Origin of the sequence: Vibrio floridensis (assembly GCF_021852965.1) — a bacterium.
Taxonomy (GTDB): Bacteria; Pseudomonadota; Gammaproteobacteria; order Enterobacterales; family Vibrionaceae; genus Vibrio; species Vibrio floridensis.
Genome location: NZ_JAKGCY010000007.1, coordinates 111,118 through 129,236, shown reverse-complemented (window position 1 = coordinate 129,236; position 18,119 = coordinate 111,118). Strand labels below are relative to the sequence as shown.

12 protein-coding genes are annotated in these 18,119 nt (G+C 47.3%); 1 reads left to right on the top strand and 11 read right to left on the bottom strand.

The features are described 5' to 3' along the window. Positions 1-273 precede the first annotated feature (273 nt). Complete coding sequence (locus tag LZU85_RS12720; RefSeq protein ID WP_176298631.1) at positions 274-1,380, bottom strand: response regulator; 1,107 nt, start codon at positions 1,378-1,380, stop codon at positions 274-276. Between the two features lie 278 nt (positions 1,381-1,658). Here LZU85_RS12720 and LZU85_RS12715 point away from each other — a divergent pair, with 278 nt between their 5' ends. Next, entirely contained in the window at positions 1,659-2,534 is an 876-nt protein-coding gene (locus LZU85_RS12715) for a LysR family transcriptional regulator (protein ID WP_176298734.1), read from the top strand. Between the two features lie 90 nt (positions 2,535-2,624). On the opposite strand, the gene purF is transcribed toward LZU85_RS12715, so the two are convergent. The 10 genes from purF to fabB all read right to left on the bottom strand — a co-directional run bounded on the left by purF (position 2,625) and on the right by fabB (position 18,051). Further along, on the bottom strand, positions 2,625-4,139 hold the full coding sequence (gene purF / locus LZU85_RS12710; RefSeq protein ID WP_176298632.1) for an amidophosphoribosyltransferase: 1,515 nt from the start codon (positions 4,137-4,139) through the stop codon (positions 2,625-2,627). A gap of 36 nt (positions 4,140-4,175) precedes the next feature. Then, positions 4,176-4,667 (bottom strand): CvpA family protein, encoded by a 492-nt coding sequence (locus tag LZU85_RS12705; protein ID WP_011079893.1) that lies wholly within the window; start codon positions 4,665-4,667, stop codon positions 4,176-4,178. A 61-nt stretch (positions 4,668-4,728) separates the two neighbouring features. Then, the gene (locus LZU85_RS12700; RefSeq protein ID WP_237287214.1) at positions 4,729-5,292 is read right to left on the bottom strand and encodes an SPOR domain-containing protein; all 564 of its coding nucleotides are present in this window, start codon (positions 5,290-5,292) and stop codon (positions 4,729-4,731) included. Beyond that, positions 5,293-6,558 carry a bifunctional tetrahydrofolate synthase/dihydrofolate synthase gene (gene folC, locus LZU85_RS12695; RefSeq protein WP_237287213.1) on the bottom strand — a complete coding sequence of 422 codons (1,266 nt, stop codon included), beginning with the start codon at positions 6,556-6,558 and terminating at the stop codon, positions 5,293-5,295. 44 nt (positions 6,559-6,602) lie between these two features. Then, positions 6,603-7,529, bottom strand: a complete 927-nt coding sequence (gene accD, locus LZU85_RS12690; RefSeq protein ID WP_011079890.1) for an acetyl-CoA carboxylase, carboxyltransferase subunit beta — start codon at positions 7,527-7,529, stop codon at positions 6,603-6,605. Between the two features lie 174 nt (positions 7,530-7,703). Then, positions 7,704-8,498 carry a tRNA pseudouridine(38-40) synthase TruA gene (truA, locus tag LZU85_RS12685; protein WP_080536505.1) on the bottom strand — a complete coding sequence of 265 codons (795 nt, stop codon included), beginning with the start codon at positions 8,496-8,498 and terminating at the stop codon, positions 7,704-7,706. Positions 8,499-8,623: 125 nt separating this feature from the next. Next, the gene (locus tag LZU85_RS12680) at positions 8,624-14,239 is read right to left on the bottom strand and encodes a FimV/HubP family polar landmark protein (RefSeq protein ID WP_237287212.1); all 5,616 of its coding nucleotides are present in this window, start codon (positions 14,237-14,239) and stop codon (positions 8,624-8,626) included. Positions 14,240-14,452: 213 nt separating this feature from the next. Beyond that, the gene (locus LZU85_RS12675) at positions 14,453-15,466 is read right to left on the bottom strand and encodes an aspartate-semialdehyde dehydrogenase (RefSeq protein WP_176298636.1); all 1,014 of its coding nucleotides are present in this window, start codon (positions 15,464-15,466) and stop codon (positions 14,453-14,455) included. Beyond that, on the bottom strand, positions 15,463-16,596 hold the full coding sequence (locus LZU85_RS12670; protein WP_061059137.1) for a 4-phosphoerythronate dehydrogenase: 1,134 nt from the start codon (positions 16,594-16,596) through the stop codon (positions 15,463-15,465). The genes LZU85_RS12675 and LZU85_RS12670 overlap by 4 nt, the downstream gene beginning before the upstream one ends. Before the next feature lie 243 nt (positions 16,597-16,839). After that, a complete protein-coding gene (fabB, locus tag LZU85_RS12665; protein WP_011079885.1) occupies positions 16,840-18,051 on the bottom strand; it encodes a beta-ketoacyl-ACP synthase I in 1,212 nt (403 codons plus the stop codon). Positions 18,052-18,119: the final 68 nt, after the last annotated feature.

Genomic DNA, 18,119 nt, shown 5'->3' with positions numbered 1-18,119 from the left:
TTACGTTTTCTACCCCAAAAGAGTTAACCAATGGTTAAGAAAATGGTTCATTATTGTTTTCGCCGACAATATACCGCAAAGGCACCTCGCTAAACACCAAGCAAAAGTAGGGGTAATTGATAAATTAGCGGATAACACATCGACACCGCTGACTAAACGTTGTTTTTCTATAGATGCATCAATTCATAAAAAAAACACAGCTTTAAGAAACTGTGTTTTTGCTGTTATGTGTTATTAAGCTAACACACCTACTCAAAGTTTGCGCTCACATCGCTAACTCACTTTACTTCCTCGAGTAATAGTTAGGCTGAAGCTCGCTGATCCCAAGCAGCCGATAGAGAGTTGACTTCCCGAACCTATCTGCAAATCTCGAGTGATAAAATTCTTTAAGCTGTGATTACCCAAGCGATTTCCCGCCGAGATATGTTGATTAACCAATCCAGTCGACCATTGGCTGTCTAGACCTGCAGGTAATATTTCCACACTGCCGTCAACCAAGTCAGCAACACCAAATAAAGCATTCACAGGGCAAGCACAGTCCGAATAACGAATACCTCTCTCGAGGATCTCGGCAATATCCTTAAGATCCGCACTGAAACTTTTCAAATTTCTCAAATAATCATCGAACAAAGCTCTTATCAGCAGTGTAGTCGCAACCCCCTGCTTTTCTACCGAAGCGGAATCCACCAAGTAAAAAGCAAACTGCCCGTTCATCAACCAACGGTAATCAAACACCAACGGCATCATATCGATAGATTGCAAAAGCTTGTAACAGACCTTCCAATCACCTTGAGAGGTATCCTTTTCAGGCAACAAGGCGTGAAGCAAGTCACGTGCAGCATTTGGATTGTCTTCCAGATAGTTAAGGTGCCAATGCAGTTCTTGTTCATCAGGCAACTCACCACCACCATCAACTCGGAACCACTGACTAGAAAAGTCTCGCTGATCGGCGATATGATTCATCGAGTCTTCCAAGGTACTCTCAATGGCATCAGCCAAATGCTGATAGTTACCAATGGGTTTGGGAAGAAAATCTTTGATGCCAAATCGCAATGCCTTAGCGACATCTGACATCTCTCCGGTGGCAGAAACAACAATCATCGGCAGAGAGGGATACTCAAGGCTCACCTCTTCCACAAACTCGATACCGCTTAGCACTGGCATCGACAAATCGCATAAAACAATATCAGGGTCGTGTTCACGTAGCTGCTGGAGCCCTTGCAAACCATTTTCTGATTCTACGACTCTGTATCCTTGGTTTTCGAGATAGGCACTGGTAATACGACGAAAGATCGGATCATCATCAACCAATAGTACTAGCTTTGGTTGTACCGCATCCCTTGCCGAGGTCATTGCCGTTTGACTGTGAGTCTTATACATAGCTTCACCTCACACACTCAGTCAAAGTGGTTATCAATGTTATTCTTATTGTTATTTAATGGAAGCAGGGGTCATTACTTCCGTTGTAATACCCATGCAGTCTCTGTCATAAAAAGTAGCTGCAAAAAACCATTTATACAAATATTCCACCCTATATCAGCTTTTGCTACTAGATATTGAGTAAGTACAAATCGCGGTTCCAGTTGACTTCAAGCAAACTTTGATCGCAAAGTTAGCGTTAAATTAGGCCTATTTGGTAAATAGATGTGTCAGAAAATATGAAATTAGACGATCTCAACCTGTTTAGACTCGTTGTTGAAAATGGGAGCTACACCGCAACTTCACGTAAAACGATGATTCCGGTCGCCACCATTACCAGACGCATACAAGCTTTAGAAGAAGCCGTAAACTTACGTCTTCTCAATCGCCATGCACGCAAGTTGTCGCTCACTGAAGCTGGAGAGCGCTTTTTCCGTGAATGTGCGCCTTTATTACAAAGACTAACCAACACCGCAGAGGAAATTACCGACGAATGCCGCGGTGCTTCGGGAAAAATCAAGATTTCAACGCCCTACAATCTCACCAAGCGCATGATGATGCCGATGCTCAACGGTTTTATGAGCAAATATCCCGACATCAATATTGAGCTCACCACTGAAAGTAATGCTGATCGACTTGATCCCACCGAATGGGACGTCATTTTCCGTGTAGGACCACAAAGAGATTCAAGCCTTATCGCGCGTAAAATTGGTTCGGTAAAAGATATTTTGGTGGCTAGCCCTGAGTATGTAAACGCTCACCCTATGCCAACTCATGCTGAAGATCTGCACGACCACTTCCTGCTCAAAGGCCACCCGCTGTTAAAGTGGACATTAATCAACAGCAAAGGCGAAACCGTGGTTAACGTTGATCGTGGTCGCTTTCAAGCCAATGCACTGAATGTGGTACGTAGCGCATGTTCAGAGGGACTAGGCATCACGCTCATGCCAGATGTGATGATAAAAGAGTACATCGCTGATGGCAGCCTAGTGCGTATTCTGCCTGACTGGAGCGCAAACCCGCGCGATATTTATATGCTCTACAATCACAAAGATCACTTACCCGAAAAAGTGCGTTTGTTTATCGACTACGTGATTGCTTATAACATTCACTAGAAAAAAGTGTCTCAAACAAAAAACCAGAACTAACGTTCTGGTTTTTTCATTTTCTTTTTATTTTGCCCAAAGGCAAACTTTACTCAAGCGCTATGCACCTTCGTTATGCAACTCTAGATTCGCTAAATCTAGCTGAATTTCGCGTTGTACTTTTGCATCGTCGTTACGCATCGAATCTAGGAAATCAAGGTACTGCTGATCAATATCACCCGTCACGTACTCGCCATTAAAGACGGAGGTATCGAACTTGATGATATCGGGATTTCCTAAGCCTACCGCATCCACTAAATCTTCCAGTTTTTGGAAAATCAGCGCGTCAGCACCAATCAGCTTACAGATTGTCTCGTTATCTCGTCCATGCGCAATAAGCTCAGTTGCGCTTGGCATATCAATGCCGTAAACGTTCGGGAAACGCACCTCTGGTGCAGCAGAAACAATAAACACTTTCTTCGCGCCTGAGTCTCTCGCCATTTCGATAATTTGCTCAGAAGTGGTGCCACGTACAATTGAGTCGTCGACTAACAGTACATTCTTATCTTTGAATTCAGAGCGAATGGCATTGAGCTTGCGACGTACCGATTTTTTACGCAATTGCTGGCCCGGCATGATAAAGGTACGGCCGACATAGCGGTTTTTAACAAACCCTTGGCGGTACGGCTTATCAATCGCTTGTGCAATTTGCAGTGCGATATCACAAGAGGTCTCTGGAATGGGAATGACAACGTCAATATCAAGATCGGCGTACTCTTCTTTAATACGCTCACCCAACTTTTTACCCATTTCGACTCGCGCACTATAGACAGAAATTTTATCGATAAACGAATCTGGGCGTGCAAAGTAAACGAACTCAAAAATGCACGGGTTGAGTTTTGGATTGTCAGCGCACTGCTTGGTAAAGAGTTCACCGTCAAAAGTCGCGTAAATCGCTTCACCTGGCGCAACGTCACGCACAAAATCAAAGCCAACCGCATCCAGCGCTACTGATTCTGACGCCACCATGTATTCCGTTTGTCCGTTCTCTTCGCGCTTACCTAAGCAAAGTGGACGAATACCATGTGGGTCGCGAAAGGCAATCATACCGTGACCGATGATCATCGCCGTGACCGCGTAAGCACCACGAATGGTACGATGCACATTGGCGATGGCTCGGAAGACATCATCGGCAGTAACGTTGCCTTTGACTGTATCAATTTCATGAGCAAGAACGTTGAGAAGAACTTCGGAGTCTGAGGTGGTATTTACATGGCGGCGATCTTTTTCGAACAATTTCTGACGAACTTCGTGAGCGTTAGTCAGGTTGCCATTGTGCGCTAAGCTAATGCCAAATGGCGAGTTAACGTAGAAAGGCTGTGCTTCTGAAGCACTTGAACTACCGGCCGTTGGATAGCGTACATGACCAATGCCGACGTTGCCTTGAAGACGTTGCATGTGTTTTGCTTCAAACACATCTTTGACCAGACCGTTTGCCTTACGCAGACGAAAACGATTGCTTTCTATGGTACAAATACCAGCGGCATCTTGGCCACGATGCTGTAACACTGTTAACGCGTCATAAATTGACTGGTTTACAGGGGTTGTGCCCACGATTCCAACAATACCACACATGTCCTAATCCTCGATTTGCGACAGTAGCTGGCACCGCTAGAGAGTGCCAGACAAAAAACTCGATGTTGCTTGTAAATGCTCGAAGAATGGGGCAATTATTCGACTGAACTCAGGGACCAGTTGCGAACTCTTCCACCACTCCGAACTTGGGAATGCCGTAAAAGCATCCATAAAAAACAGCACCGCAGAGACAATTAGCACCCCACGTAGACCACCAAACACCACACCCAAAATTCGGTCTGTGCCTGAAAGCCCTGTTTTTTGTACTAGTTGAGCAATGACATAATTGACCACTGCACCAACTACCAAGGTCGCGACAAACAATGCCGCGATTGCGGCTCCGTTTCGAAACATGTCGTCTTCGATATTGGTGAAATACACCGCGAGTTTGGTGTAATAGTTACTGGAGATAAAAAAGGCTCCAAACCAAATCACCAATGACAATGCTTCTTTCGCAAAACCGCGAACTAAACTGATCAGAGCTGAAAATCCGATCACACCTAAAATGACAAAATCTAACCAATTCATGTTTTCTTCATCTTAAGTTGGCGCGCATTTTAACAGAAAAAATGCTGACGCAAACGTTTTCTTATGGGTTTAGTGGTTTAAATTTGAGCAATTGACCTTTGGAACCGGTAATTTTTTCCAATTCCACGACTTGTCTTTCAAGTTTACTTTTTGACACATCAGGACCAATTACAACTCGAGTAAAACCATTTTCTTTGATGGTATGCGCTTGATAACCGCGTTTCTGCAAATCCTTCGCCATGTTCTGCGCATTCTCTTCATTACGCAGTGCCATTAACTGAATGATCCATGCTGAATCTTCGTAGTTATTCTTTTCTGCGACCTCGTTGATTTTGACTTCAACAGATTTCGGTTTTGTTTGGCTTTGTCGCGTTTCACTTGGCGTTGACACAGACTGCCCCACCGTCGCGACCACAGGAGAGTCTGGTAGCTTGATGTCGTCTTCTACGGGCTCAAGAATTTCAAAACTCTCCACTTCATTGCTCAATTCCGGTTTGATCGGAATGGTGGCAAACTCTTCTTTATAGTGAAGCTTCTGGCCATCGAGGACATCAGGAAGCACTATCACGCCGATAGCGACCAAGATAATGGTCCCCACCAGACGGCTTTGGAACTTACTTGCCATTTAATTACCTTTGTTTTGTTGCCAATGCTCCAACACTTCACCCACGGTGTGGAAAGAGCCAACCACTAACACTATCTCATCAGATTGTGCTTGTGACAGTGCTTGGTCAAAAGCGTGTGCTGGATCGGTATAACTTTGTGTGCCTTGCGGCAAATATTGAACCAATTCTTCTGCTGTCGCGGCTCTTGGTCCTGTCAGCGAGGCTGGGTACCAATGGCGTGTCACGGGCGCTAAAACTTCTAGCGTCGATTTGATGTCTTTATCCTTCAACATGCCAATCACCGCATGGATGATTTTGCCTTGGTAGCGAGACTGAAGCTGAGTCACTAAATATTCCGCGGAATGAGGATTATGCGCCACATCCAAAAGAATTAACGGCGCTGTCTGCAACACCTGCATTCGACCCGCTAACTTCGCATTTTTTAGTCCGTTGACTATGTTGATATCGCTCAGTTCAAGATCGGAGGCACCTAGCGCCATTAACGCGGTTGCGGCATTTGGCAAAGGCAACCCTGGGAGAGGCAAATCTTCCAATGCGAAAGCACCATGCTGCCAGCGCCAACCTTCGCCCGAAAGCTGATAGTCAAACTGAATACCGACTTGGTAAAGCTCTGCGCCGATATCGTCTGCATGTGCAGCAACGGTTGACGGAGGCGTTGGCTGGCCACAAATAGCTGGCTTACCACTACGATAAATGCCCGCTTTCTCAAAGCCGATAACGTTAATGTCATCTCCGAGCCAATCTACGTGGTCAAGCGCCAAGCTAGTGATCACTGAGACATCGTGATCCACTACGTTGGTGGCGTCCAATCGCCCGCCCAGCCCAACTTCCAAAAGAACCACATCGACCTTTTCCGTTTGGAACAAGCGTAATGCAGCCAGCGTTCCATACTCAAACAGGCTTAGGCTGATATCACCACGTTGTTGCTCAATGAAATCAAACGCTTCACAGTGCTTTTCGTCCGCAAGATCTTGACCATTAATGCGGACTCGTTCGTTATAACGAATTAAGTGTGGCGAGCTGTATACACCAACGGAATATCCGGCATCGAGTAAGATCGCTTCCATTAACGCACAGGTTGAACCCTTGCCGTTCGTGCCAGCAACGGTGATCACAGTAGGTGCAGGTTTGGTGAGGTTTGCTTTGAGAGCAACAGCTTGAACTCGGTCTAGGCCAAGATCAATGGCAGAAGTGTGTATATTGGCTAAATAATCAAGCCACACCGCCATAGGGGATGTGGCTTGTGGAATAGAGTTTTGTTTCATCTAACGATAACCATCAAAGACTTGGTTGTTTGTTAGAGGCTACTTTACCCTTTTTCGTTCGCTTCTGGTACAGAATATGCCGCTTCATTTGGTGAATCGTTCACAGAAACAACGAGAGGCGACTTGTGATTGGTCAGCTTGGCGATCAAACCACCAACGCGCTGACGCATTTCACGGCGATCAACGATCATATCGATGGCACCGTGCTCAAGTAGGAACTCACTGCGCTGGAAGCCTTCAGGCAGATCTTCACGCACGGTTTGCTCGATAACGCGGCGACCAGCAAAACCGATCAGCGCTTTCGGCTCACCGATATTAATGTCGCCAAGCATCGCTAAACTCGCTGAAACACCACCCATGGTTGGGTCGGTCATCACAGAGATAAACGGCAGACCTTTCGCAGATAGACGCTCTAACGCCGCACTGGTTTTTGCCATTTGCATGAGAGACATCAGAGCCTCTTGCATGCGTGCACCACCACTTGCTGAGAAACATACCAGCGCGCAGTTGTTTTCCATTGCCGCTTCAACCGCACGTACGAAACGCGCACCGACAACAGAGCCCATTGAACCACCCATAAACGAGAATTCAAACGCACAAGCGACAATAGGCATGCCTAGCAATTCACCTTTCATCGCAACAAGGGCGTCTTTCTCACCGCTGCTCTTCTGCGCCGCTGCGATACGCTCTTTATAACGCTTAGAGTCTTTAAACTTCAGTTTATCTTGCGGCTCAAGTTCACCACCTAGCTCCACGCGATTGCCTTCGTCCAAAAACGTTTCTAGACGACGACGCGCTTTCATACGCATGTGGTGATTACACTTAGGACACACCTCAAGGTTACGCTCAAGCTCCGCATGATACAGAACTTGCTCACATGAAGTACATTTCGTCCACACACCCTCAGGGATAGACGCTTTACGTGAGCTTACGATGTTGCTTTTTTCTAAAATCTTTTCAAGCCAACTCATGGAAGACCTTTTCTCTCAACGCTTCCGCTCCATAGCGAAAGACAAAAATTCGAATTTACGCGTGTGGATTAAACCACATATAACGACAACTGTAGATAAAAAACTGGTTGTACCTATTTTTTCAGTCAAAGTCGCACGCTAAGTTACTCATTTTTTTGAATCTGAATCTCTCGATTAGTTCAAATTATCGGGCAAAAACAACGGACCGATCGACTCGCGAGGTAAATCGAACTCTTCAGGGTAGTCCACATCGACGAGATACAAACCTTCGGCTTTGGCCGTCGGGCCGGCGAGCTTACGATCTTTCGCTTCGAGCAACCATTTGATCCACTCTGGATCTTGCTCACCACGACCGACCATAATTAAGCTGCCCGTAATGTTGCGCACCATGTGGTGCACAAAGGCATTGGCTTTAATGTCGATCACCACATAGTGTCCGTGACGCGTCACATTCAAATGGATCATATTGCGAAATGGACTGAGCGATTGACATTGCACCGCACGAAACGAGGTGAAGTCATTTTCGCCCAACAAATATTGTCCCGCCTCATGCATTTTCTTCTCATCAAGATCGCCATGATAATGGCTTACCCCTGAGCCTAAAATGCCAGGACGCAATGCATGGTTGAAAATGATGTAGCGGTAGCGGCGAGCAGTTGCTGAGAAACGCGCATGGAACTCATCTGGTACTTCTTTTGCCCAACGTACTGCGATGTCTTTGGGTAAGTTCGCATTGGCCCCCATGGTCCAAGCAACCATTTTGCGCTCAACATTGGTATCGAAGTGAACCACTTGCCCAGTACCGTGAACCCCAGCATCGGTGCGACCTGCACATTGGACTTCTACTGGATGGTTAGCCACTTTCGACAGCGCCTTCTCCAGCTTTTCTTGAACACTGGCGACTTCGCGTTGACGTTGCCAACCGAAATAGTCAGTGCCATTGTATTCGATGCCTAATGCAATTCTCATGATAACCTTCGATTTGAATTTGGGGCGGGAAGTATAAACGGTTGTGGCTTGAATTTCTAATCCTCAAACTTTGAGCGATAAAACAAGGGGCAGCGAAAGCTACCCCTTGTTACTGAAGAACAAAATTAACGGCCGTTAATCATATCAATAAGATTTTTCGCTTCACGGCGAACATCGTCATCACCATAAACAATCGCTTCTTCGAGCAGTTTGGTCGCCCCTTCCGCATCGTTCATTTCGATGTAAATTTTTGCCAGATCCAGTTTACCTGCCGCTTCTGCGTTTTCATCCACATCGACGTTGCTAATGTCCCCAATCACATCAGGAAATTCATCCAGGCCGACATCCAGTTTGAGATCTTCCTCTTCAAACTCCACTTCATCACCATCCACTTGAGCCATGAGCTCGTCAATCGTCATGTATTGGTTTTTCTTCGGATCAAAGTCGTCTTGCTCAGCCCAGTTTTCTTCATCAATGCTTGGCTGTCTTAATGCTTCTTCTGAACTCCAAATTTCACGCTCATCAACAGGGAGTTCAGATGCTACCGTTTCAGACGGCTCTTCTGGAAGTTTAAAGCCAGCCCAGTCATCTCCGCCAAATTCTAGCATCGCTTCTAGATCAAGGCCGGCACTGGCGACAGCATCCCTGTCAGATACATCTGGGAAAAAGTTATTGTCTAACGCATCTTCCGAGAGCAAATTAGCCATAGCAGCTTCATCAAACTCTTGATGAAGAATTTCTTCTTCCGCCGTTTCGAATCCCACCTCTTGGGCAAATACGTCAAACAATGCATCTTGTTCTTCATAGGAAGAAGGATTGATGTGCGGCTTGTTAACGGTATTTAACTCACCACTCTCTTCAATCGATGGTAATTCCAAAGAGTCAAAATGATAATCTTGCTCTTCTGGCTCGGAGGTAATTGGCGCTTCATCGAGCTCCTCTGCCACCGAAACGATGGCATCTTCTTCGCCAAATTCTGGCAGTTCGATATCATCAATTTCAAAATCGTCTGATTCTGCTTCAGGCTCAGCATCAGGTTCGATGTTTGGCTCACTGGCAACCGCTTCTGCCGCCTCATCTTCGCCAAACTCTGGCAATTCGAGTTCGTCAAAGTCGAACGCATCGTCCGTTGTTTCGGCTTTAGCTTGCTCTTCTGCACTTTCTACGTTGTCAGCTGCGACTTCGCTTGGCTCAAGCACTTCATCTGACGCGGACTCGTCACTTGTGATTTCGGATTCGACTGCTGGCTCTTCCGTTGCAAACGCGTCCTCTTCCACAGCTGGGGCATCGTAAGAAGGCTCATCTGCCATTGCGGCCAGTGCTTCGTCTTCGCCAAACTCTGGCAGCTCTAGCTCGTCAAAGTCGAATACATCGTCCGTTGTTTCGGCTTGAGCTTGCTCTTCTGCACTTTCTACGTTGTCAGCTGCGACTTCGCTTAGCTCAAGAACGTCATTTAACGCAGATTCTTCGCTTGTCACTTCAGATTTAACGGCTCGCTCTTCAGCCGCAAACACTTCCTCTTCCACAAGCGGGGCATCGTAAGAAGGCTCATCTGCCATTGCGGCCAGTGCTTCGTCTTCACCAAACTCTGGCAATTCGAGTTCGTCAAAGTCGAACGCATCGTCCTTTGTTTCGGCTTGAGCTTGCTCTTCTGCACTTTCTACGTTGTCAGCTGCGACTTCGCTTGGCTCAAGCACTTCATCTGATGCGGACTCGTCACTTGTGATTTCGGATTCGACGGCTGGCTCTTCAGCCGCAAACGCTCCCTCTTCCACAAGCGGGGCATCGTAAGAAGGCTCATCTACCATTGCGGCCAGTGCTTCGTCTTCACCAAACTCAGGCAGTTCGAGTTCGTCAAACTCAACCTCATCAGCAAGGTCGATTTCACCCTCTTCAACGGGCTCATCTAATTCAAAATCTGCGAGTGAAGGTTCATCTGCCATTGCAGCCAGTGCGTCTTCCTCACCGAACTCCGGTAGTTCACTCTCATCAAACTCAATGCTGCCGAGATCGGTCACCGCGCTTTCAGCTTGATCTAGTAGCTCAGTTTCGTCGATTGGAGGCGTCACCAACTCCGATTCAGACAATTCGACCTCAGATAGCATCGGCTCCTCTTCAAGAGAGGCTAACGCTTCTTCTTCGCCAAACTCTGGGAAATCCAGTTCGTCAAGATCAATGTCTTCAAGCTCACTCTCAAGCGAAGGTTCTGCAAAACCAGGCTCATCGGCTAGCACAGCCAACTCGTCATCTTCGCCAAATTCGTTAAGCGCTAACTCATCCAAGCCGATCGCATCTTCACCGAGCACCGCATTGGCTTCTTGTGCAGACTCATCAGCTAAGGCTTCCAGTGCATCTTCTTCATCGAATTCCAACAGTTCTAAGTCGTCGAGACTGTCGTCCTGTTCTGCCGTCGATTCAGCCTCTGCTAATCCTGCTAGCGATTCTTCTTGTTGTGCTTGTGGCAGTTCACTGTCGGTTACTAGACCATCAAAAAGAGTCTCTGCTTCTGCCCAATCTTCTTCGACGGGAGTACCAAATTCATTTGGCACTGCGTTTGGTGTCGGCGTTTCATGAACAGGCTCTTCTAACGGCATCTCCGTTGCAGGTGCCTCAAGCTCTTGAGCATCCTCAATGTCCTGCGCCAACAACGCTTCTGCGTCAGTCGAAACAGGCTCTGCGATATCGTCAATAAGATCCACAAGCTCATCGTCTTGAGCTTGTGTGTCATCGAGCTCTGAAAGCATGGCGTCATCAGGATGCCCATCTAACGCTTCTTCAGTAACCTCTGTCGCCAAAGAAGTCGATGCAATGCGCTCATCTGAATCGACCTCATGCAGCTCTGAATCAATCTGTGGTGATTCAACTTCATCAATCGCACTTTGTAGCCAGTCTTCTTCCTGTAGCTCTTGTGATTCCTCAACATCAAGCTCAGGTGCCGTGGTCGCTATCTCATGGTCAGAAAGCAGTTCTTGCTCTGCGGTTTCCGTCTGCGTTGTAGGCTCATACTCATCGATTGACTGACGTGGGCTTTCTACTTCATCAATGGCGGCTTGCAACCAGTCATCATTTTGGTCATCTAGGTCATCTTGAGCATCGATGTCATCGACATCACCAGTTTCTCCCTCTTCCACTGGCAGATCGGCAAGCAGCTCTGTAGGTAAGACAGACTCAGACGGAGCCGCCTCTTCAAGCTGTAATTCTGTTGAATCGTCCAGCGACTCTTGTAGGGTCTGGGGAGCGGTATCCTGTTCTGCTTCAGCGGTGCTGGCTTCTTCAATATCCTCTGGGAATGCATCTAGCAGTGGATCAAGCGTCGGCGCAACGTTAGCCAAATCTTCAGCAAAATGGCTGCTATTGAATTCTGTTGGTTCAAATTCATCGTCAACCATTGGGCTATCGATGGACTCAACAAGTTCTTCGACCTCTGCCGTCGGTTCACCTTGCTCAGGTGACGCTTCCTCAAGAGGGAGAACGCCATCCAATAGCTCATCAATGGCTGTGTTGTCTACCGAGTCAACTTCCGCACTCACCTCTTCAAGCGCAGGTTCAGAGACGGACAGTTCAACAAAATCTTCTGATGAATCTAATGCAGCATCCAGCTCTGCGGCAAAATCGAACGACTCAGCAACATCGTCCTCTTGAGCTTTGTCGCTCTCATCTAAGCCAATCAGTTCGTCAAAGAGATCGCTTTCCTCTGCCGTTGCCAACTCTTCTTCTGGCCACTCAAGCGACTCATCACTCTCTGGTGCACTTTCCAGTAATTCATCGAGCAGATCGGTGCTGTTTTCATCCAGCTCAGGCACAACCTCATCTTGACCAAAGGCCGCGAGTTCCTCTAACTCACTGAGTGGATCAAATTCATCAAGTGATTCTTCTTCGCCCGCTTCGAGTAGCTCATCAAGCAACTCTGTGTCTGCTGGCGATACCTCAATTTCATCGTCACGTAGACCCGCCAGAGCTTCGAGCTCATCAAGAGGATCGAGGCTCACTTCATCATCTGAAGCCTGTTCCAACATCTCATCTAACAATGAGGTGGATAAGTCATCTTGCGTGTCGTCAGCACCAGACTCTAATAGTGACTCTAATTCGTCTAGGCTGCTTTGCGTGTCCAGTTCTGATTCATCGATGACTGGCTCATCAAACTGGGCCAGTAGCTGATCAATATCTTCATCTGATGCCATCGTTCCAGACATTGCATCAGACATCTGTTTGTTTTCAGTTGGTGCAGCCGCGCTATCTTCATCTAAACCTAAATCAAATTCGTCAACTTCATCATCGTCACCCAAGTTGGAGAACAGGTCATCAAGGATTGACTGGTCAAGGGCTGAATCACCTAGGTCTTCCGTCGGTTCATCGGACGCCAGCAATTCCGCTAAGTCATCTTCTGACATGCCGACGTTTTCACCAGAAAGATCAAAGTCACTCTCTTCGTCGTCAGTGATTTCTAGCTCTGGGCTAACTTCATCCAGTGCACGCTCCATCTCTTCAAGACCCAGCGCTTTGTCAGAACCTTTAACACTGATGCCGTTGTTTGATGAGTCAAAGTCATCGAAGTCAGTATCCAAATCGCCGTCATCACCGATGCTAGCAAATGGGTCTTCACCATCTTCGCCTTCAAGATTGAAATCGAGATCACTGTCGTCAAGATCACCAAAGACGTCGTTTTCGTCGTCTCCCATAGTGTCATCAAACAGCAACTCGCTATTGTCATCGCTGTCGCTGAAGAGGTCATCATCGAGGGTGAGATCATCGGTCAGATCGTCCAGATCCGAATCTGACATTGGCGGTGGTGTTAATGGCACTTCAGTTTGTGTTTCACTTGCGCTTGGTTCCGCTTCTTTACGGCGCCCCAGTAGCATCACAATCAAAAGGCCGATCAATGCCCCAGGAATCAGGGCAGCGGCAGCCACCATCCAGCCATTTGATAAGAATTGATCAAACGCCGATGGTTGCATGCGTTGCTGTTCTTCAAGCTTCGCTTTTTCTTCTGCGAGTAACTTCTCGACTTCGGAACGGATACGGTTTTCATCACCCAGCTCGGTTTTCAATCCATCCACTTCGGACTGAACTTCCGCCAACATCAAACGCAAATTGTGGTTCTTTTCTTCCAGCGCGGTTAATTCGCTTTCAGACATCTCGAGCTGTTTCTCAAGTGTTTTCACTTGAGGAACGTCTGGTGTCTTCACTGGCGTGGTGTCGATTTGGGGCTCCACCTTCACCGTTTCGCTCACTGCTTGGGCTGGTGTCGCTGGCGTCACTTTGACTGGGCGAGTAACTGGCGTTGGCGCAATAGGACGAGAAGTCGCGTTGAGCTTATCCTGATGTGCTTTCATCACCGTAACCGCTTGCTCGGTTGAAGCGCTGCGGACTTGAGCGAGCGACGGCACACGCAAGGTACTACCAGGTACTAAACTGTGAATATTTTGGTTCTCAAACGCCTGCGGGTTTAATCGGTAAATGGCTAAGAGAGTTTGTTGTACCGAGACGTTATTTGCGGGGCGTAATTTGCTGGCGATTGACCACAAGGTTTCGTTTGCACTTGTTGGGCCATAGAAACGAGAGGGTTCATCGGAAACAGGCAGTGGCGAGTTGGCACGCTCAACTTGTTCTGAAAAACTTGGCGATGATTGCACTTCACCAGTAGGACCGACTAATCGAATGCCGTCCGCTTGTGAAACTGATGTCGGTAGCGCAGTCATTAGCAATAAAGGGGCTAACAGGCGCTTAAAAATTTGACGCATAGAAGGCTCAGCTCTGTGCTTAGTTATAATTTAAATCATGATCTGTTAAATATATCGGATAACCACGGCAAAACTATAGGAATTAAGCCAAAAAATGTGGGTCTGACATGATATTCGTACTAATCTCACACAATTGCTCTCTAATCGAACAAAAAAGCCTCGCACATGGCGAGGCTTGAGTATTCTTAAGGCTTGAAGCCGAGTGTTTCGAGATCAGTAGTAGTCGCGAATCAACACTTCTGCGATTTGAACAGCATTGGTTGCGGCACCTTTACGCACGTTATCCGCCACGATCCACAAGTTCACGCCACTGTGATGGCTGATGTCGTTACGGATGCGACCAACCATCACATGGTTTTTACCACCAGCATCGCGAACTTGGGTTGGGAAATCTTCACCATGGAATACTTCAACGCCCTCGGTTTCTTCCAATAGACGAACCACTTCTTCTGCATCAATCGGTGAACCCGTTTCGATATGAACCGCTTCAGCGTGACCATAGAAAACCGGGACGCGCACGCACGTTGGGTTAACGGTAATCGACGCATCATTAAAGATTTTCTGCGTTTCCCACACCATTTTCATCTCTTCTTTGGTGTAGCCGTTATCCATGAATTTGTCGATTTGTGGAATACAGTTAAACGCAATTTGCTGAGCAAACTGTTTGTTTTCCGCCGGAATACCGTTTAAGAGTTTCGCGGTTTGTCCCGCTAGCTCATCAATACCTGCCTTGCCCGCACCAGAAACCGACTGATACGTACAAACGTTAATGCGCTCAATACCTACTGCATCGTAGATTGGCTTAAGTGCCACCAGCATCTGGATGGTTGAACAGTTAGGATTGGCAATGATATTGCGGTTACGGAATTCAGCAATGGCTTCTGGGTTAACTTCTGGAACCACCAATGGAATATCGTGCTCATAACGGAAATGTGACGTGTTGTCGATCACAACCACACCAGCCTCTGCTGCGATAGGCGCCCATTTCGCAGAAAGGTCGCCGCCAGCAGAGAACAAACCGATGTGTGCTTGCGACCAGTCAAACTCTTCGACATTTTGCACGTAAATTGTTTTACCGTTGAAACGGTAAGTCTTACCTTCACTGCGCTCACTGGCTAGCAAGTACAACTCACCGACAGGAAATTTGCGCTCTTGAAGCACTTCAAGAATGGTTTCACCGACCGCTCCGGTCGCCCCTAGAATGGCAACATTGTATTGTTGGCTCATTGACTTACCTCAACTTGAAAACCTAGTTTTGCTAGTGGTTTTAGACGACATTGCGCGCTTCCCACTAGCGTGACTGCACTGTATTCACGACGATCCCAATACTCTTTGCGCATTAGGTCAAACGCACCTGGCGCACCGATTTCGCGTCGGAATTGTGCGTCATCTCTACGCACATCGTAGACCAATTGCGTCAGGGTATGGAGCGTTGCTTCATCCCACTTGCGATCCAGTACCACTTTTGGCACAGGCGCAGTTGGCAAGAGGTCGCTGGCATGCGCACGAAGTTCATTACCGATGAACTCACAATAACTATTGAAGATCATTGTAGTTCCGCGAGCTTTCCCCTCAAGACCATAACCAGCCACGTGAGGGGTGGCGAATGCTAACAGAGGCAGTAGCTCCATATCAACCTCTGGCTCAAATTCAAACACGTCAAGTGCCGCCGTAAAGCCATCAGCTTGTTGCAGACGATGCTTAAGCGCTTGATTATCGACCACAGGACCACGGGCAGCGTTAATCAAAATTTGATCCGCACGCAATGAGTTTAGAATTTCTTCGTTGATCAGGTGATGTGTCGGATATTTACCGTCGCGTGTGATTGGCGTGTGTAAGGTGATAACATCCGCTTCTTGCAACAAACGATCCAGCGAGGTGAACTCACGTTCGTCCCCTTCTTCTTGCTTAAAAGGGTCATTAATCAGTACTTTAATACCGATGCCTTCCAAACATTGCTGTAAGTAACTGCCAACTTGTCCAGCACCAATTATGCCAACGGTTTGTTCAAAAACCGAAAAACCTTGCTGCTGTGCCAGTACCATCATGACACTAAAGACATACTCGGCGACACCCACTTTGTTGCAGCCTGGAGCCGCGGTAAAGTAAATGCCCTTTTCTTTCAATAGCGCTTGGTCAACGTGATCCATGCCCGCTGTTGCGGTACCGACAAACTTCAGTTTGTTGGCTTTGCTGATCAATGCAGCGTTCACTTTCGTCACTGAGCGAATCATCAGTGCATCAATATCCACCAAGTCGTCAGCCGTCAAACTGCGGCCCGGCTTCAAAATCACTTCACCAAGCTGGCTAAACAGCGTCTCGGCGTAAGGCATGTTTTCATCAACAAGAATTTTCATTGTGGCAAATCCCAGATCCATATTGGAAAGTTGCAGTGATTGTGCCCTTTTTCATAAAAATCTCAACACATTCACCGACAAACAAAAAGAAAAAACCCGGTACAAGACCGGGTAAAATTCCAGAACAAAAGGATCCTGTCCCGCTCTCCATGGGACAGAGTCTGCGTCTGTTCGATCAGTGGTACTGATCAAGCTCTGGAAACTGGTGACCGTGCTGCGATGCAACACGGCTGAGCTTTGCCATTAACCTTGGTATTTCTTAATCACCAAAGTCGCATTGGTACCACCGAAACCAAAGCTGTTCGACATCACTGTATTCAATTCTGCTTCACGCATTTCCGTCACAATATCAAGACCTTCAGCCGCAGCATCTAGGTTTTCGATATTGATGCTTGGCGCAATAAAGTTGTGGTGTAGCATCAGCGTTGAGTAAATCGCTTCGTGAACACCTGCAGCACCCAATGCGTGACCTGTCATCGCTTTGGTTGCTGAAATAGCAGGGCTGTTACCCGCGAAGACTTCTTGAATCGCACCCAGTTCTTTCACATCGCCTACTGGCGTTGAAGTACCATGCGTGTTGATGTAGTCGATTTTCTCTACATCTTGCATCGCCATCTTCATACAACGCACAGCGCCTTCACCGGATGGTGCCACCATGTCGTAGCCATCCGATGTCGCACCATAGCCGACGATCTCACCGTAAATTTTCGCGCCACGCGCTAAGGCGTGCTCAAGCTCTTCGATCACCAGCATGCCGCCGCCGCCAGAGATAACAAAACCATCACGGTCTGCATCGTAAGTACGAGACGCTTTTTCTGGCGTCTCATTGTATTTGGTTGACAGTGCGCCCATCGCATCGAACATCATAGTCAATGTCCAATCAAGCTCTTCACCACCACCTGCAAACACGATATCTTGTTTGCCAAGTTGAATAAGTTCCGCTGCGTGACCAATACAGTGTGCTGAAGTTGCACACGCTGAACTCATGGTGTAGTTCACACCGCGAATCTTAAATGGTGTTGCCAAACACGCAGAAACGGTTGATGACATGGTACGAGGCACCATGTAAGGACCGATACGTTTCACGCCTTTTTCACGTAGCGTGTCGACTGCCGCCGCTTGGTTTAGTGATGAAGCACCACCAGAACCCGCAACGATACCTGTACGGTCGTTTGAAACTTGATCTTCTGTCAGGCCCGCATCCGCGATTGCCTGTTCCATCGATAGGTATGCATACGCAGCCGCATCGCCCATAAAGCGCATTTGTTTGCGATCGATATGATCGGCAGGAGTAATTTTCAGATCGCCCCACACCTGAGAACGCAGGCCTTTCTCTTTGAATTGCTCAGACGAAGTGATACCTGATTTACCTGCTTTTAGAGAAGCAAGCACTTCTTCGACGTTGTTACCGATACTTGAAACAATACCCATACCGGTGATTACGACTCGTTTCATGTGACATTCCTATAATTCAAAATCCGCTAGATAATAACTAAGAAGCATAACAAAAGTGGTCAGCTTTC

Bases quoted from the DNA above. Each gene is read 5' to 3' on its own strand.
- truA (WP_080536505.1), bottom strand. From the start codon at position 8,498: ATGAGAATTGCATTAGGCATCGAATACAATGGCACTGACTATTTCGGT.
- LZU85_RS12715 (WP_176298734.1), top strand. From the start codon at position 1,659: ATGAAATTAGACGATCTCAACCTGTTTAGACTCGTTGTTGAAAATGGG.
- LZU85_RS12675 (WP_176298636.1), bottom strand. From the start codon at position 15,466: ATGAGCCAACAATACAATGTTGCCATTCTAGGGGCGACCGGAGCGGTC.
- fabB (WP_011079885.1), bottom strand. From the start codon at position 18,051: ATGAAACGAGTCGTAATCACCGGTATGGGTATTGTTTCAAGTATCGGT.
- purF (WP_176298632.1), bottom strand. From the start codon at position 4,139: ATGTGTGGTATTGTTGGAATCGTGGGCACAACCCCTGTAAACCAGTCA.
- accD (WP_011079890.1), bottom strand. From the start codon at position 7,529: ATGAGTTGGCTTGAAAAGATTTTAGAAAAAAGCAACATCGTAAGCTCA.
- LZU85_RS12680 (WP_237287212.1), bottom strand. From the start codon at position 14,239: ATGCGTCAAATTTTTAAGCGCCTGTTAGCCCCTTTATTGCTAATGACT.
- LZU85_RS12670 (WP_061059137.1), bottom strand. From the start codon at position 16,596: ATGAAAATTCTTGTTGATGAAAACATGCCTTACGCCGAGACGCTGTTT.
- LZU85_RS12720 (WP_176298631.1), bottom strand. From the start codon at position 1,380: ATGTATAAGACTCACAGTCAAACGGCAATGACCTCGGCAAGGGATGCG.
- LZU85_RS12705 (WP_011079893.1), bottom strand. From the start codon at position 4,667: ATGAATTGGTTAGATTTTGTCATTTTAGGTGTGATCGGATTTTCAGCT.
- LZU85_RS12700 (WP_237287214.1), bottom strand. From the start codon at position 5,292: ATGGCAAGTAAGTTCCAAAGCCGTCTGGTGGGGACCATTATCTTGGTC.
- folC (WP_237287213.1), bottom strand. From the start codon at position 6,558: ATGAAACAAAACTCTATTCCACAAGCCACATCCCCTATGGCGGTGTGG.